The sequence below is a fragment of the Cupriavidus sp. 21MJTG02-4 genome, assembly GCF_057798975.1.
Window position 1 is genome coordinate 418,602 of the sequence record NZ_JBYOJP010000004.1, and the last position, 16,752, is coordinate 435,353.

General features: G+C 66.0%; 15 protein-coding genes. 6 read left to right on the forward strand and 9 right to left on the reverse strand.

Annotated elements, in window-relative coordinates; genetic code table 11:
- Positions 1-15: 15 nt before the first annotated feature.
- Positions 16-1,464, reverse strand: a complete 1,449-nt coding sequence (locus AC3FKH_RS11275) for an N-acyl-D-amino-acid deacylase family protein (protein ID WP_488675645.1) — start codon at positions 1,462-1,464, stop codon at positions 16-18.
- Between the two features lie 148 nt (positions 1,465-1,612).
- Between AC3FKH_RS11275 and AC3FKH_RS11280 the strand changes: the two genes are divergently transcribed.
- From AC3FKH_RS11280 to AC3FKH_RS11305, 6 genes are all read left to right on the forward strand, one after another.
- On the forward strand, positions 1,613-2,527 hold the full coding sequence (locus AC3FKH_RS11280; RefSeq protein WP_488675519.1) for a LysR family transcriptional regulator: 915 nt from the start codon (positions 1,613-1,615) through the stop codon (positions 2,525-2,527).
- Between the two features lie 147 nt (positions 2,528-2,674).
- Complete coding sequence (locus tag AC3FKH_RS11285; RefSeq protein WP_483734490.1) at positions 2,675-2,965, forward strand: nucleotidyltransferase family protein; 291 nt, start codon at positions 2,675-2,677, stop codon at positions 2,963-2,965.
- Positions 2,966-3,275: 310 nt separating this feature from the next.
- A complete protein-coding gene (locus AC3FKH_RS11290; protein ID WP_488675521.1) occupies positions 3,276-4,136 on the forward strand; it encodes a c-type cytochrome in 861 nt (286 codons plus the stop codon).
- 241 nt (positions 4,137-4,377) lie between these two features.
- Positions 4,378-5,145, forward strand: a complete 768-nt coding sequence (locus AC3FKH_RS11295) for an SDR family NAD(P)-dependent oxidoreductase (protein WP_488675523.1) — start codon at positions 4,378-4,380, stop codon at positions 5,143-5,145.
- A gap of 13 nt (positions 5,146-5,158) precedes the next feature.
- Positions 5,159-6,967 (forward strand): alpha,alpha-trehalase TreF, encoded by a 1,809-nt coding sequence (treF, locus tag AC3FKH_RS11300; protein ID WP_488675525.1) that lies wholly within the window; start codon positions 5,159-5,161, stop codon positions 6,965-6,967.
- 679 nt (positions 6,968-7,646) lie between these two features.
- On the forward strand, positions 7,647-8,297 hold the full coding sequence (locus AC3FKH_RS11305; protein WP_488675526.1) for a phosphatase PAP2 family protein: 651 nt from the start codon (positions 7,647-7,649) through the stop codon (positions 8,295-8,297).
- A 118-nt stretch (positions 8,298-8,415) separates the two neighbouring features.
- On the opposite strand, the gene AC3FKH_RS11310 is transcribed toward AC3FKH_RS11305, so the two are convergent.
- The 8 genes from AC3FKH_RS11310 to AC3FKH_RS11345 all read right to left on the reverse strand — a co-directional run bounded on the left by AC3FKH_RS11310 (position 8,416) and on the right by AC3FKH_RS11345 (position 16,630).
- Complete coding sequence (locus AC3FKH_RS11310) at positions 8,416-10,371, reverse strand: sigma-54-dependent Fis family transcriptional regulator (RefSeq protein ID WP_488675528.1); 1,956 nt, start codon at positions 10,369-10,371, stop codon at positions 8,416-8,418.
- A gap of 140 nt (positions 10,372-10,511) precedes the next feature.
- Positions 10,512-12,092: a GMC family oxidoreductase gene (locus tag AC3FKH_RS11315; RefSeq protein ID WP_488675530.1), complete on the reverse strand. Its 1,581-nt coding sequence runs from the start codon at positions 12,090-12,092 to the stop codon at positions 10,512-10,514.
- Between the two features lie 31 nt (positions 12,093-12,123).
- Positions 12,124-12,699: a gluconate 2-dehydrogenase subunit 3 family protein gene (locus AC3FKH_RS11320; RefSeq protein WP_488675532.1), complete on the reverse strand. Its 576-nt coding sequence runs from the start codon at positions 12,697-12,699 to the stop codon at positions 12,124-12,126.
- 75 nt (positions 12,700-12,774) lie between these two features.
- Positions 12,775-13,554, reverse strand: a complete 780-nt coding sequence (locus tag AC3FKH_RS11325; protein ID WP_488675534.1) for a lipoate--protein ligase family protein — start codon at positions 13,552-13,554, stop codon at positions 12,775-12,777.
- A complete protein-coding gene (locus AC3FKH_RS11330) occupies positions 13,554-14,270 on the reverse strand; it encodes a dihydrolipoamide acetyltransferase family protein (RefSeq protein WP_488675536.1) in 717 nt (238 codons plus the stop codon). The genes AC3FKH_RS11325 and AC3FKH_RS11330 overlap by 1 nt, the downstream gene beginning before the upstream one ends.
- Positions 14,267-14,518 carry a lipoyl domain-containing protein gene (locus tag AC3FKH_RS11335; RefSeq protein ID WP_488675537.1) on the reverse strand — a complete coding sequence of 84 codons (252 nt, stop codon included), beginning with the start codon at positions 14,516-14,518 and terminating at the stop codon, positions 14,267-14,269. The genes AC3FKH_RS11330 and AC3FKH_RS11335 overlap by 4 nt, the downstream gene beginning before the upstream one ends.
- Positions 14,515-15,588: an alpha-ketoacid dehydrogenase subunit beta gene (locus AC3FKH_RS11340; RefSeq protein WP_488675538.1), complete on the reverse strand. Its 1,074-nt coding sequence runs from the start codon at positions 15,586-15,588 to the stop codon at positions 14,515-14,517. The genes AC3FKH_RS11335 and AC3FKH_RS11340 overlap by 4 nt, the downstream gene beginning before the upstream one ends.
- A 31-nt stretch (positions 15,589-15,619) precedes the next feature.
- Positions 15,620-16,630 carry a thiamine pyrophosphate-dependent dehydrogenase E1 component subunit alpha gene (locus tag AC3FKH_RS11345; protein WP_483734540.1) on the reverse strand — a complete coding sequence of 337 codons (1,011 nt, stop codon included), beginning with the start codon at positions 16,628-16,630 and terminating at the stop codon, positions 15,620-15,622.
- Positions 16,631-16,752: the final 122 nt, after the last annotated feature.

A 16,752-nucleotide genomic window follows, 5' to 3' on the forward strand; every position in this document is an offset into this window, starting at 1 on the left:
GGTCGGGAAGAAGCGTTACGAGCGGCTGGCGGGTGCGCGCCGCAGCGCGCGGCCGGGACGCGCGCCCGTCGGACACGCGTTGTCGAGCACCTGTACGCCATTCACCCAGACGTGCGCGATGCCCTCCGGACGCAACGTCGGTTCGACGAACGTGGCGCGATCGATCACGCGCGCCGGATCGAACACGACGAGATCGGCGAAATGGCCGCTGGCCACGAAGCCGCGCCCGTCGAGGCCGAACTGTTCGGCCGTGAGGCCGGTCATCTTGCGCACCGCCGTCTCCAGCGGGAACAGCTTGCGCTCGCGCGAGAAGTGCCCCAGCACGCGCGGGAACGTGCCCCACAGGCGCGGGTGCGGACGCGCATCGTTGGGCAGGCCATCCGACCCGACCATCGTCTGCTCATGCTGGAAAATACGCTCGACATCGCGCTCGTCCATCACGAAATAGATCGCGCCGGCCGGGCGCAAGGCCTCGATGGCGGCGTCCACCGAATTGCCGAACATCGGCAGGATCTCGGCGAAGTCGCGCCCCGCGAGATCGGGGCGCGCCTTCGACCATGCGAGCATCACGCGCGAGGACTGGCGGATGCGATCCGCACGCAGCATCGTCGAGGTGGCCGGGTACGGGTGGCAGTCCAGGCACAGCGGCTGCAGCGTGCGCTGCGCGTCGATGCGCGCAAGCGTCTCGACCGAGCGTCCGTGGTTTTCCTTGCCCGCAACCTTGTGATGCGAAAGCACCACCGGCACGGCCAGCGCGCGGCCGATCGCGAACGCCTCTTCGAGCGAGGGCAAGATGTCCACGGTCTCGTCGCGCAGGTGGGTGGCAAACACGCCGCCGGTCGTGCGCAGCGGCGCGCACACGTCGATCAGCTCCTGCTGGCTCGCGGCGGCCGCGGGCGGATAGAAGGTGCCCGACGACACGCCGAACGCGCCTGCGGCCATGCCCTCGGCGACGTCGGCGGCCATGCGTTCGATTTCCGCGGGCGTGGCTTCGCGCGCCAGGTCATCCATGTGCCGCACCCGCAGGGTCGAATGGCCGACGAGCGCGGCCGTATTGACGGCGGCGGGGGCGGCGTCGAGCGCGTCGAGATAGGCCGCAAACGAGGCGAAGCGGAATTCCGTCCATGCGCCGAGCAGGTCCAGCGGCTGCGGAACTTCGCGGGTCGCCTGAAGCGGCGCAAGGCTGATGCCGCAGTTGCCCGCGATGACGGTGGTCACGCCCTGGCAAATCTTTGGCTCGACGCCGGGGTCGGTCAGCACGAAGGCATCGTCGTGGGTGTGACTGTCGATGAAACCGGGCGCCACGATCTGTCCGGTCGCGTCGACCTCATGCCCGGCCGTGGCGCGGCCCAGGTCGCCGATGGCGGCGATGCGCTCCCCGCGAATGCCCACGTCAGCCCGAAAGCGGCATGCGCCGCTGCCGTCGATCACGTCACCGCCACGGATGATGGTATCGAACGCCATCCCCTCGAATTCCATTGCTGTCTCCCACTGCCTTCTATTCCCGGGACGGAGCAACTGGTTCTCACGCCCTTCGATTCCGGTGACAATGGTCGCCAACCACGTTTCCCGCGTCCAATGCGGGTCTGTTTGAGATTCATGAGAATTCGCTATGAGAGTCGAAAACGCCGAACTTGAGGCCTTCGTGCTGGTGGCTGAACTAGGCAACTTCCAGCGTGCCGCCGACAAGCTGCACCTGACACAGCCCGGCCTGTCGCGCCGCATCCAGAAGCTCGAACAGACGCTCGGCGTCGAGTTGTTCCACCGCACCACGCGCAGCATCGAGCTGACCGGGGTCGGGCGCCATTTCCTGCCGATGGCGCGCCAGCAGATGGCGCAGCTTGGGCTGATGCTGTCGTCGATCCAGGAGATCGCCGAGAAGCGCTTCGGCAAGATACGCCTCGCCAGCATCCCGACGGTGCTCACGCGCGTGCTGCCACCGGTGCTTCGGCGTTATGCCGAACGCTATCCGCACATCGGGGTGCAGATGTTCGACGGCAACCACGACTTCGTGGTCGGGCAGGTGCGCGCCGGCATTGCCGAGTTCGGCATCAGCATGGACCCGGGCGAGGACGACGATCTCGCCTTCACGCCGCTGCTGGCGGACCAGTTCGTGGTCGCCGTGCATCAGGACCATCCGCTGGCCCGTGCCGAACGCCTGTCGCTGCGCGATCTCAAGGACGCGCGGCTGGTCATCGGCGGGCGCGATTCCGGCAATCGCCTGTTGCTGGAACTGCTGCTGGGACAGGAGGCGCTGAGCCTGCGCTGGTTCTACGAAGTGGAGCACGTGTCGTGCCTGATGGCGCTGGTCGAGGCCGGCCTGGGCTGCGCTATCGTGCCGTCGCTGGCGCTCTCCGCGCTGCCGGGCGCCCATGTGCGCGCCGTGCCGATCGTCGAGCCCGAGATTCGCCGGCGCATCGGGCTCATCCGGCACAAGACGATGTCGATGTCTCCGTTGTCGGGTGAATTCTGCGAGATGCTGTTGGCGGCCTGTGCCGGCGAGTCGGGGGCATTGAATGCTTCTTGAAACTAAGTGCCGCAACGCGCTTGGGACTCGCTGTGGTTCGTGGTCGATCACTGCTGTATATTTGTACAGTCGCCGGCACCGTTCGCTCGGCGCGCCACGTCAGGTTTGCCGATACTAGGCTCAAGTCGCCCGTCCAGGAACACCAGCATGAAGCCATCCTTTGCGCTCGCATCCCATCGTGACGCCATCCGCCGCGTGGTGGCAGCCCACCGTGCTTGCAACCCGCGGGTTTTCGGCTCTGTGGTTCACGGTGATGACGCCGAAGGCAGCGACCTTGATATCTTGGTCGACCCAACCCCGGAGACCACGCTTCTGGACATTGGCGCTATCCGCCACGAGCTGCTTCAATTGCTGGGCGTGCCCGTGGACGTCCTGACACCAAAGGCGCTGCCTGAGAAGTTCCGCGCGACCGTCCTTGCCGAAGCGGTGCCGATATGAGTCGAGATAAACAGAGGCTGGGCGATTATCTCGAGCATATTCTGGAGGCAATTGAGCGAATTGCGCACTACACGAACGGCTTGGAGGAAGCACCAAAGCCGCAGACATTGTCAGTGGAGCCTTCCGCTGTCATTTCCGCCCACTAGCCTCCCACGTCGTCCACTGGCAACTCCCGGCCTGCCTTGCCACACCCGACACCCGGTCTTCCGGATCAACCGATCGGATGATTGTGTTCGGGCGGAAGCTACCTATACTCCGCCAACAAAACATGCTTGGGCACATGGCCCACTTGCAATAACAGGGAGGCGTCATGGGGACGTATTTGCGGTTGGCCGCGGGCTTGCTGCTCGCCGTGCGGATCGGCGCGGCCGACGCCCAGGACGATAAGCTCTTCGCGCGCGGCAAGTACCTGATGGAGGGTGTGGTGGCGTGCGGCAATTGCCACGCTGCCCGAGGCGACAAAGGCGAACCGCTGGCCGCCCGGGGCCTGTCCGGGGGCATGGTCTTCGACGAGCCGCCGTTCAAGGCCTACGCTGCCAATATCACGCCCGACCCCGAGACCGGCATCGGCAAATGGACCGATGCACAGCTCGCCAAGGCGATCCGCGAAGGCATCCGGCCGGACGGCAGCGTCATCGGGCCGCCCATGCCCATCGCGTTCTACCGGCGCATGTCGGATGCGGACCTCGCGGCAATCATCGCCTACCTGCGCGCCCAACCGCCGGTGAAGAACGCCGTTGCCAAGTCCAGCTACAACATCCCGTTACCGCCAAATTACGGCCCCGCCGTCCAGAGCCTTCAGGCGCCCTCTCCCAGCCAGACGATCAGGTACGGGCAATACCTCGCCGACATCGGTCACTGCATGGATTGTCATACGCCGCGCGACGAAAAAGGCATGCTGGTGCACGCGCGCCTGGGTGCCGGCGGCCAGGTATTCAAGGGCCCCTGGGGAGAAAGCGTCTCTCGCAACCTGACGCCGCATGAAAGCGGGCTCAAGGGCTGGACCAAGGCGCAGATCGCGCAGGCCATCCGCGGGACCGGCAAGGACGGCGTGCACTACAAGCCGCCAATGGCGTTCGACTGGTACAAGAACATCAACGATGCCGACATGGACGCGTTGGTCGCCTACCTGGGGACGCTCAAGCCGCAGCCGTTTGCGGGCAAGCAGTGAGCCAGCACATCGCAGCGCCTGCGTTGACCAGACGCGCCGGTCGACAATCGCCTGCGGTTCTTACCGAGCAACCCACGCGCGGAACAATACTTTGGTGCAGGAACATTTTTTGCGTGTTTTCCCGAGGATTTAGCGCGCGAGCGGGACACGCACCGCAAGCATAGAACTTCCACCCGCCGACGAGCGTCTCTTATCGGGAGTCCGGCCGCCCACGGATGGCCGCCACAAGGTGGAGTCAACCATGCGATTGCAGGGAAAAACCGCGCTTGTCACAGGCGCTGCCGGCGGTATCGGGCGGGGAATCGTAGAGCGGCTGGCGAGCGAGGGCGCCGACATCGTAGCCGCAGTGCACAAGACCAACGATGCGGCGGAGAAAGCCGCGCAAGCCGTACGCGCCATTGGGCGGCGGGCATGGGTGGTGGCGGCCGACCTGTCCAGCGCCGCCCAAGCCGCCGACGTCGTCGAGCGGGCGGTGGCAGTGGCCGGACCGCTGCACATCATCGTCAACAACGCCGGCATCGAAATCCGCGCACCGTTTGCGGACATTACCGAGTCGGACTACGACCGCGTGCTCGACACCAACCTGAAGGGACCATTCTTCCTGACGCAGGCCTTCGTTCGCCATCTGCGCGAAGCGGGACGCGGCGGCAAGGTCATCAACATCAGCTCGGTCCACGAGGACCTGCCGTTCCCGCACTTCACCAGCTACTGCGTCAGCAAAGGCGGCTTGCGCATGCTGATGCGCAATCTGGCGATCGAATTGGCGCCGTTTGGGATCACCGTCAACAATATCGCGCCGGGCGCCATTCAGACGCCGATCAACCGGACCCTGCTGCAAGACCAGCGCAAGTTGTCCGCGCTCATTGCCAACGTCCCGCTCGGGCGCCTGGGCCAGCCGGCCGACGTGGCCGCCGTAGCAGCCTTTCTCGCGAGCGACGATGCCGACTACATGACAGGCACCACCGTGTATGTCGACGGCGGCCTACTCTGGAACTATGCAGAACAGTGACGGAGAATCGAACGTGAACGCCGCGCCGCAGCGGGATCAGGATCCTGCCCCGCATGTCGCGCCGGTCGCCCACGCCGCCACGGCAGGTGCCGAGCGCACGGTCTCCGCCACGCCCAGCGCCGGCCATCCCGCTCCCGATGGCAACGGCGCGCGGCCAGCCAGGGACGCGCATGGCCACCACGCGCACGCGCCGCTGGTCACGCGGCTGTCGACACCCAGCCCACATGCCCTCGGCGGATGTGCGCAGGCCGACCCGCTATCGCCTGCCGAGCGCTACGCGGAGTTCTTTGTCGCCGTGCAGCGCAGCGACGTGTTTGCCGACAGCAAGACCTTTCCCGATTGCGTGCCGCGCCGCCCGCCCGATGAGATCCTGGCCGACTACCGCGCACGGCTCGATGACGCGGGGTTCTCACTGGCGGATTTCGTGGGCGCAAACTTTACGATCGAGACGGTCCATGCCAGTCACTACGTCTCCGACCCCGCCAGCACCCTGCTCGACCACATCCACGGGCTTTGGCCCGTGCTGACGCGCCAGCCGACCGACCACCCGGCGTTCAGCTCGCTGCTGCCGCTACCGAAGTCCTACGTCGTGCCGGGCGGCCGCTTCGCCGAACTGTACTACTGGGACTCGTACTTCACGATGCTGGGGCTCGCCGCCAGCGGCCGGCACGCGCTTCTGCGAGCGATGGCGGACAACTTCGCCTACCTCATCGACACCTATGGCCACGTGCCCAACGGCACTCGCTCGTATTACCTGAGCCGCTCCCAGCCGCCGGTATTTGCGCTGATGACCGACCTGTTCGACGCCCACGCCGTCCGCTCGGCGCCCCTTTACCTCCCCCAGCTTCGCCGCGAGCACGCCTTCTGGATGGATGGCGCCGGCAGCCTCTCGCCCGGATGCGCACACCGTCGCGCGGTGCGCACTGTTGCCGGCGCCCCGCTCAACCGCTACTGGGATGACCACGCCCATCCGCGAGAGGAGGCCTACGCCGAGGACATCGCCACAGCCGCCCGAACCACACGCCCTTGCCACCAGGTGTACCGCGATCTGCGCGCGGCGGCCGAATCGGGCTGGGACTTCAGTTCTCGCTGGCTCGTCGACCCGGCAGACCTCGCCACCATCCGCACCACGGCACTGCTGCCAGTCGACCTGAATGCGCTGCTCTGGTACGCCGAGCGCCGCATCGCCAGGCTGAGCGAGGCGAGCGGTGACACTGCCGCCGCCCATCGTTACCAGTCCATGGCCGACGCTCGTCGAGCCGCCATCGATGCCACCATGTGGGACGACGCCGCCGGCGCCTGGTTCGACTACGACTGGCAGCGCAACGCTCGCTCCAGCCGTCTCACCGCCGCGACGGCCATGCCGCTCTACCTCGGTCTGCCCGACCCGGACCGTGCGGCCCGCGTGGCCGACACCATCGCTTCCCGGCTCCTCGCGCCGGGCGGCATCGCGACCACTGAACACGCGTCCGGCCAGCAATGGGATCGTCCCAACGGCTGGGCGCCGCTCCAGTGGATCGCTGTGCAAGGTCTGCGCCGCTACGGCCACACGGAACTGGCCGACGATATCGCCTCCCGCTGGCTGCACACCGTCGGGGACCTGTACTCGCGCGAATGCAAGCTCGTGGAGAAATACCGTCTGAACAGGTTGGGCCCGCGCGTGGTGGGCGGCAGCGGCGGCGAGTATCCCCTGCAGGATGGATTCGGTTGGACGAACGGCGTGGTTGGCGCGCTGCTGCGGGACTATGCAGTTCATCCCGCAGCGGGGATGTGCGCGGTCAAGTGCGGGAACGACGGCGACAGAGGTCAGAGGGGGGAATAGATTGCTTCACTCGTGGGACTGGCGGGCTTTGCGCGCAGCCTGCAAGTTCCGCGGCCCATCTCACCGAACGATTACAAATATTACTACGTAAACCATTGTATATCTAACTATCGATACATAATTTTAGACATAATTAAGCTTATGTTTATAGAGTTCAATGGATGGACATCGTGACTTCCGCCTCGCACCGACTTGGGAGTCTCCCGATTTCGGTTCAAGGCACGACTGCGGATCGAAGCCGCCCAGCACGGGCACTCGATGGGGAAAAGGTGTGCGAGATCCTGCGGCGCGCGCTCAGCAAACCGCCCGCCATTGGCGGCCTGGGCAGACCGTTTACGTCAGCGTTCTGCGACGCTCGACTGGAGCTACATGCGCGCGTCGAGCAGCCGCGATCACCGGATCTACCGGAATGTGTTGGCCAATCCCTGGCTGGATTGATTCGCTGAAATAGATCGGTTTGGCCGTATCACGCGTTGCCGAAGCACCCTGGTCAAATCTGGTGCAACGACAAGGATTCCCGGGCTCAGATGGACAGTGGCGACTTCGCCCAGTGGATTATCATTGCGAAATAGTCGCCACAAATAGCGAACAACTGGACCGATTATCGATGGATCGGGAGCCGACCAAAATACATTACCTCAACAAAACGTCGATGAATTGTTCCAGCAAAGGAGATGACATGATTGACTTGCGCAGTCGCTTAATTCAGCAGCTGCGGGGCTGGGGGCCCGTTGGATTACTGTACATCCTGCTATGTACTTTCACCCCATCGTCACAAACGGTGCTGCCGGAAACGTTCCTGGACAGGGCCATTCCGTTCAATCCAGCAGGTGTATGGATATACCTGTCATTCTTTATTATGGTTCCACTGACCTACCTGGTCGTTGACACACCAACCCTGCGCTGGCTGACTCGTGCCCTGCAGGCCAGCGGGGTGGTTGCAGGAACCATATTCTTGCTGTGGCCCACGACGCTACATTACCCAACTATCGTTGACAAAACCATCAGTGCGCAGCTCCTGGTCTGGATGCAAACATGGGACAGCCGTTGCAACTGCCTGCCCTCTCTGCATGCCGCCCTGACCGTTTTGTGCGTGTGGGCGTTGTCGAAAACGAAGAACGTTTGGGTCACACTTGCTGGTTTTGTGTGGGGTCTGGCCATCCTTTATACGGTCATCCAGGTTCGACAACATGTGGCTCTGGACTTGAGCGCCGGCATGCTGCTGGGTCTGCTGTCTGGAATCGGTGCGCAACGCCTCCAAAAGCGTTCTTTACCTGAAACCCACGTTGCGAGTCCTGTTTTACGTACCTCGGATTCCAATGTTGCTTAAGGCCTAAAGTAACCTCGCTAGCCACAGTCTGTTCACCTATTACTTGGTCAACGGAACGCATTGGGCTTCGCCGCCCCCGGGAGTTCGTGCTGCTGCCAACGCGCTAGCACATGCAGCCCTACTGGCGGTTCGGAGCGACGATGCCGAAGCGTTCCATCTGGCGATAGACGGTGGCGCGCGCGATGCCGAGATCCGTGGCAACCTGGGTAATCCGCCACTTGTTGCGGCGCAGGGCTGCCAGCAGGGCTTCACGCTCATTGGCCGGCGGGACATCGTCCGTGGCTAAAACCACGCCTGCGGTGCTGTCCCTCGTGCTCTCCAGAATTTCCGGCGGTAATGCATCGATGTCGATCAGACCGTTGTCGCTCATGGCCAGCGCAAAGCGCAGCACGTTCCGCAATTGCCGGACATTGCCGTGCCATGAATGGTTTCGCAACAACGCGAGCGCGGCGGGCGCCAGTTCCACGCGCATATCGAGCTGGCGCGCCTCGTCCTCGACAATGCGCGCGATCAGGTAGTCCTTGTCGCGCCGCTCGCGCAGCGTGGGCAGGTGCAAGGTGGCGCCGCACAGCCGGTAGTAGAGATCCTCGCGGAAGCGCTGCTCGGCAATCAATTGGCGCAGGTCGCGGTATGAGGCGGCAATCACGCGCAGGTCGACCGGGATCGGCTTCTCCGAGCCCAGTGGCATGACCTCGCGCTCCGACAGCACGCGCAGCAGCCGGCTCTGCAGGTGGAGCGGCATGTCGCCAATCTCGTCGAGGAACAAGGTGCCACCATCCGATTGCGCGATCAGGCCGCGCATGCCCTTGGTACGCGCGCCGGTAAAGGTGCCCGGCATGTAGCCGAACAGTTCGCTCTCGATCAGCGATTCGGGAATCGCGGCGCAGTTGACGGCGACAAAGGCCTTGCCGCGGCGCTCGCTGGCCATGTGCAGGGCCTTGGCCAGGACTTCCTTGCCGGTACCGGTCTCGCCCTGCACCAGGATATTCAGCGGTTTGTTCGCAAGACGCTTGGCCTGCAGGATCAGCCGCTGCATCTGCGGGTCGTCGGCGCCCAGGGCTTCCAGGGCGGCGCTGGCCTCGGCGCTCGGCAGCGCCGCCTGCGCCGCCGTGGCGGACGGCATGGACGGCTTGCCCGGCGCGCCGCGCGGCGGAATCCCCGTTGCGTAGTACAGACCGTGGTCGAACATCCGTACCGCGGTGCGCTCGGACGACGTGCCGGCACGCGCAATGCGCCACAGCTCGCTCATGTCCTCGCGAAACACCTCGGTCAGCAGGTGGCCGCGCACATCGGCCCGCGCATCGCTTTCGAGCCGCAGCTTGCGCCGCCCGCCGCTGTTGATGCCGCGGATCACGCCGTCGGCGTCGAAGGCCACCATGATTTCGCTGTCGACGTCGACCAGCGACCAGGTGGAACCGAGCCGCAGGATCCACTGGTCGCGGAAATAGCGCAGGAAGTTCGCATCCTCGATCATCTGCGCGTACATGGCGGTCATCTGCAGCGCAAGGTGCTGCCCTTCCCGCGGCGCCGGCGCCGTCAGCGCCGATACGTCGAGCACGCCCAGGAAGCCACCGGTGGGATCGAACAGCGGCGCACTGTTGCAGGTGAGCGTGATGTGGCAGGCGTCGAAGTGGTCGGTCTGGTGACAGGTTACCGGCGCCTGCTCGACGATGCAGGTGCCGACCGCGCAGGTGCCGGCGCGCGCCTCGCTCCAGTCGGCGCCCAGATAGAGGCCGGAGCGCTTGAGTTCGCGGTCCAGGTGGTCGTTGCCGATGAAGTCCACCGCGACGCCGCAGGCATCGGTCAGCAGCAGCACGTAGTCAAGGCCGGATACGCGCTTGTAGAGCTGCTCCATGCCGGCGCGGGCGACGCTCAGGAAATCCTCGATCTGGTCCTTGTGCTCGCGCAGGCGGCCCGCCTCCACGATATAGGCAGGCACGGGGCGGCTGGGGTCGCGGCCATAGTCGTCCAGGCAGCGCCGCCATGAGCGCTCGATCGTGCCATGGGCTTCGCCCGGCTGCTGCGAAAAGGCGAGCAGCCGCTCGATATGGTCGCGGTGTGCTTTTTGCTGCACGACTGTCTCCTTGTTCGCCGCGTTGGAAGGGTCCAGGGCCGGCGCGGCCGGTCTGCTGCCGGCCTGGCGCGGGCCCGTTGCGGCCCTACGCTAATCCATTTGCCCGGCCGCCGCAACGTGCGGCGGCCGCACGGGCCTGATCAGATCTCCTGCCGCTTCAGGGCCCCGGCAATGTACTCCGCCTGCCGGATTGCCAGCGCCACGATGGTGAGCGTGGGGTTGGCCGCCGAGCTGGAAGTGAACTGGCTGCCGTCCGAAATGAACAGGTTCTTCACGTCGTGCGCCTGTCCCCAGCGGTTGACCACGCCGTCGCCGGCCTTCGCGCTCATGCGGTTGGTGCCCATATTGTGGCTGGCCGGATAGGCCGGCATGTCGATCACGCGCGTGGCGCCCACCGCCTCGGACAGCTTGCGCCACTGGACCAGGCCGTGGGCCGTGATCTTGTCGTCGTTCTCGTGGTAGGTCTTGGTCACGATGGGTACGGGCAGGCCGTACTGGTCTTTCTCGGTGGGATGCAGCGTGATGGAGTTCTGCTCGCGCGCCAGGTCTTCGCCGCAGACCCAGACGCAGCTCATGTGATCGTACATTTCCATGGCGGAGGTGAAATCGCGCCCCCAGCCGCCCGGCTTCATGAACGCGGCCGTGTACGGCAGGTGAATCGCGAGGCCTTCCAGGTAATAGCCGCCGACGAAGCCGCGCCTGGTATTGAGCGGCACCTCGTCCGCCACCACCGCCGCGATATCGAAGCCGCGATACATGTAGACCGGCTTCTTGTGGATCGACACCGCCGCCGCGGTGGCGTGATTCATGTAGTTCCGGCCCACCTGGCCCGATGAGTTGGCCAGGCCGTCGGGGAACATGGCCGATGCCGAGTTCAGCAGCAGCCTGGGCGACTCGATCGAGTTGCCCGCCACGCACACCACGCGCGCCTTCTGCAACTGCTTGCGGCCCTTGCTGTCGACGTACAGCACGCCATTCGCACGCCCCTTCCTGTCGTGCTGGATCTGCAGCACCATCGACTCGGGCCGCAGTTCGACCTTGCCCGTGGCCTGGGAGCGCGGCACCTCGGTGTAGAGCGTGGACCATTTCGCGCCGATCTTGCAGCCCTGCATGCAGAACCCGATCTGCTGGCAGCCGGGCCGGCCATCGTAGGGCTGGGAGTTCGACGCGGCCGGACGCACGATGCGCTTGTAGCCCACTTTCCTCGCGCCCGCCTCGATCACCTTGTAGTGGTTGTTCGGCGGCATGGGCGGCAGGCCGCTGGCCTTGGTACCGCACACCCCCATCTTCTTCTCGGCCAGCTCGTAATAGGGCTCCAGCTCGGCCAGCGTGATCGGCCAGTCGAGCACATTGGCCCCCTGGATGGCGCCATAGGTGGTCCTGGTGTGGAAATCGTGCTCCTGGAAGCGCAGCGCAACACCGGACCAGTGCACCGTCGAGCCGCCCACCGCCTTGACGATCCAGGCCGGCAGATTCGGGTACGTCCTGGTGTGGTGCCACCCGCCGGCCGAAATGCGCTTGTCCAGCCAGGAAATCTTGTTGAACATCGCCCATTCGTCGTTCTCGAAATCGGCCTGCGTATAGTGCTTGCCCGCTTCCAGCACCACGCATTTGACACCGCGCTGCGCCAGCTCGTTGGCCAGCGTGCCGCCGCCCGCGCCCGAACCCACGATCACGACGACGCTGTCGTCGTCGAGAGAAAACCTTGCCTGATCTGCCATGATGCTTGTCTCCTTTTCTGTATGCCGAGGCTCAGAGCCAGTCGATATCGTCAAAGCCGCGGTGCAGGTAGCCGCCCTGCTCCCATGACGAGCCCTCGTAGCCGAACAGCGGCCACAGCTTCTTGTTGTTGTAGAGACCGGTGACCAGGTCGCCCTGGATCTTCTTGAAGAACGGGGTGGCCTCGATGTCCCTGAGCAGCGCCACGCGCTCGTTCTCGGTCTTCACCTCGGCATAGGGCACGCCGTAGCGCTGCCTGGCGCGCTGGTTCAGGTTCTGCACGCCTCCGGTCAGCAGCGTGTGCACCGCCGGGTCCTCGGCCGCGGCCGCGTCATAGGGCGCCACGGCCTCGATGTAGAACTTGTCGGCCAGCTTGTCGTGCGGATAGATGTCGCGCGCCATGCGTACCAGGGTGTTGCCGGTGGCGGCGCCCAGGCTGCGGAAGCTCTGCCGGGCCGCCACATCCGCGGTGGCCGCAAGGCCGGCGGTGGGAATCACCGTGACGCTGATCGCGGCCAGGCCGCTGCCGCGCAGAAAGCCCCGGCGCGATACCTTGGGCCGCTTGTCGAGTACGCGCATGGCGGAGCCGGCGGGTGGCATGGGTTTCATATTGGATGTCTCCATATCCTGGCGCGCGCATGGCGTGCCTTGTTTTGTTGAATTGCACAGCGTGGTCATGCGGACTCACGGGCCCGCAGTGGCGGACAGGATGGCCGGCGCCGCACGCGGCGCCTGGCGTGGACGCCGCGACTGGCCCGAATCCTCATGCTCGCCGAGCACGTCAGTCAGCATGTGGTGCAGGCCCTCGGCCAGCACGGTTGCCATCAGTGGCGCGCCCAGTTGCTCGGCACACGACGTCGTGCAGGCGCGCAGGCGCTCGGCATCGGCGGGAGGCGCCTGGACCATGGCGCAAAGCAGCGGCCAGTCCGGCGGCGCGATCAGCGTGCCCGAGGTCAGCAGCACACCCGTGCGCCGCCGCACCTGCGCCAGCCCGACGATCTTGCGCTGCCCGACCACCACCTCCCACGGCGACAACGAGCCGAAGCAAGCCCATTTGAGCGACGGGTCGGGCGGCGCCATCTGCAGTTCCTCGGGCGGTACCGCATAGGCGGCAATGCCGTGGTCGCGCAACAGCCCCGCGTACAGCACGCCCAGCCAGCGATAGCTGGAGACCGTGCCGGTTCCCACCAGCGGGTGATCCGCGGGCAGCACGATCGAGGCGGACAGCATCCAGGGCCCGGCCAGCACCGCGCCGCCCCCGGATTCGCGCACCACCACCGGCGCAGCGCCGCCCGCCAGCCGTGGGTGCAGGGCAGCCTGGGCGCGGCCGAGCACAATGCCCGGGGCGGCATAGGTCCACAGGCGTACGGCCGGCCGCAGCACAGGCACCGCCAGCTGCGCGCGGTTCCAGTCCTGCTCCTGCGCACAGTGAATGCCGTCGGCGAGAAAGGCGGGGGCGAGCATCACAGGCCTTCGACGGCTTCCAGCCGCGTCTTCAGGTCGGTCAGGAAACGCGCGGCGGGGTAGCCGTCCACCGCGCGATGGTCGAACACCAGGTGCAGCCCCATCATCGGTGCGATCGCGATGCTGTCGTCCCTGACCACCGCCCGCCTGGCGACGCGCGTCACGCCCAGGATCGCGACCTGCGGCACGTTGATGATGGGCGTGAAGCTGTCGACGCCGGTCATGCCCAGGTTGGTGACGGTGAAGGTACCGTGCTGGTAGCTGCCGGCCGACAGCGTGCCGGCGCGCGCGCCCTCCGCCAGGCGGCGGCTTTGCGCGGCAATGTCCGCGACCGGCATGGCATCCACGTTGCGCAGCACGGGCACCATCAGCCCTTCGTCCAGGCTGACGGCGAGGCCGATGTTGATGTCGGGCAGCACATCGATCGCCTTCTCCTTCTCCAGCACGCGGGCGTTCAGGCGCGGGTGCTCGCGCAGCGTCAGTGCCACCGCGCGCAGCACGAAGGCGGTCAGCGTGACCTTGCACTGGGGTCCGAGACGTTGCTGCAGGGCCGCTACCGCCAGCTCCAGCCGGGTCGCGTCCACTTCGATCGACTGTGCCACGCGCGGCACCTGCCACGCGGCGCCCATGCTGCGCGCGATGGCGCCGCGCAGGCCGGCGAGCGCGACGACGCGGCGCTCGCCGGCATCCGCGGCGGAAGCCAGGCTGTGGTTCATGATGCCGACTCCAGCCGGGCCAGCACGGTGCCCCGGCCGAAGGTGTCCTGCGCCGCCACGGCCAGCGCGGCAACCACCCCATCGGCCGGCGCCGTGATCTCATGGGTGGTCTTGACCAGTTCGACCACGCCCAGCACCTGGCCCGCGCCGACGGTGTCGCCGGGCTGGACCGACCATTCCTGCAACAGGGCCTCGGTGCCCTCTTCCACGTCCTGCCAGACGGCGTCAGACATCAGTACGTCGATCATGCTGCTTCTCGCTTGAGTGAATAGGAAACGGGTTGGTGCTGCACCAGCGCGCGCACCTGGGCGGCGATGCTGTCGACCTGCGGAATCACGAACTGCTCGAGCGGGCGCGAGAACGGGATCGGCACGTCGGGCACGGCCAGCCGGCGCACCGGGGCCCGCAACGCCACGCTGTCGAGGTTCTCGGCCACGATGGCGGCGATCTCGCCGGACAAGCCGAAGCTGAGATAGTCCTCATCGGCCACCAGCAGGCGGCCGGTCTTGGCCACCGAGCGCAGCACGGTTTCGCGGTCAAGCGGCACGATGGTGCGCAGGTCGATCACCTCGGCCTCGATGCCTTCGGCGGCGAGCTGCTCGGCCGCCAGCAGCGATTTCTGCACCATCTGCGACAGCGTGACGATGGTCACGTCGCGGCCGCTGCGGGCCACGCGGGCCTGGCCGAAGGGAATGGCGTAGGCCGCTTCGGGAACCGCGTTGGTGCTGCCCTCGAAGTACGACATCCACGACAGGCCCATGATGCCCTTGTGGTAGCAGAACACCACCGGGTTGTCGTCGCGGATGGCCTGGATCATCAGGCCCTTGGCGTCATAGGCGTTGGACGGCACCACCACCTTCATGCCCGGCATGTGGGCAAAGCTGGCGTACAGGCACTGCGAGTGCTGGGCCGCATCGTTGTATCCGCCGCCGATGCCGGTCATCACTACCGCCGGCAGCGCCATCCGCCCGCCGGACATGTAGGTGTTCTTGGCCAGGTGGTTGTAGATCTGGTCGAAGCAGACGCCGAAGAAATCGACGAACATCAGCTCCGCGATCGGCCGCAGCCCTTCCGCGGCCGCGCCGATCGCCGCGCCCATGAAAGCCGTTTCGGAAATCGGCGTATCCATGATGCGCTCCGGGCCAAAGCGGTCCAGCAGACCGGTGGTGGCGCTGAAGATGCCGCCGTACTTGCCGATGTCCTCGCCCATCGCGAAGACGCGCGAATCGCGCTCCATCTCCTGGCCGATGGCCTCGGCGATGGCCTGGGCCATGGTCAGCGTGCGCGTGCCCTGGCCCGCGTCTTGTGCCGTTTGCATAGTGGTCTCCTGTCTTGTTGGGGGGCGCGGCTTACTGCACGAAGACGTGCTGCAGGGCGTCGCCGGGGGCCGGGTAGGGGCTGTTGCGGCCGAATTCATAGGCGGCCTCGATCCGGGCGGCGACGGCCGCGCGCATGCCGGCCTCGGTCGCTGCGTCGAGCAGGTCGCCGGCGCGCAGGGCGTCGCCGAGAACCTGGATCGGGTCATGGGTGCGCAAGGTCTTGGCCTCGTCGCGCGGGCGATAGGTTTCCGGGTCGCCCTGGAAGTGGCCCAGATAGCGGTCGGTCTTGACTTCGATCAGCGTGGGGCCTTCGCCGCGCCGTGCGCGCGCAATCGCCTCGCCGGCCGCCCGGTAGACGGCTACCGCGTCATTGCGTTCGACCAGCACGCCCGGCATGCCATAGCCGGCCGCCCGGATCTCGTTGGTCGGCACGGCGGTGGAGGCGCTCTTCTCCACGGAGATGCCGTACTTGTTGTCCTCGCAGACAAAGATCACCGGCAGTTTCCACAGCGCCGCCAGGTTCAGCGACTCATGGAAAGAACCCTGATTGGCGGCGCCCTCGCCAAAGAAGGACACCGCCACCCAGTCCTTGCCGAGCTTGCGCGCGGCCAGTGCGGCGCCGCAGGCCTGGGGCGAGCTCGCGCCGACGATGCCGCTGCACGAGAACTTGGTCCCGGCATGGAACAGGTGCATATGGCCGCCCTTGCCGCGGCCCAGGCCGGTGGCCTTGCCGAACATCTCGGCCGTCATCGCGTCGAGCGGCACGCCCTTGGCGATGGCAAAGTGGTGCGAGCGGTGCGCGCCGACCACCGTATCTTCCTGCCGCAGATGGGCGCAGACGCCGACGGCCACCGGCTCCTGCCCGGCCGACAGGTGCATCTCGCCGGGAACCGGGCCGGCCCCGATGTCAAAAGCCAGGCCTTTCTGGATCTTCGGCGGCAGCTTGCCCTCCAGATACACCTTGGCCATGGTCTCTTCGTACTGCCGGATCTCGATCATCTTCTCGTACATCCACAGAAGATGTTGCGGTGTGGGGTCCATGCGATGTCTCCTCTTGCTCTCGTATCGGTGTCCGGCCGATGTGCCGGATAGCCTATAAGTGCAAGAGCGGTGCCAGCAGCAAACAGAGGCGTCCCAGCGTGCTCCGGAACGCCTGCAAACCG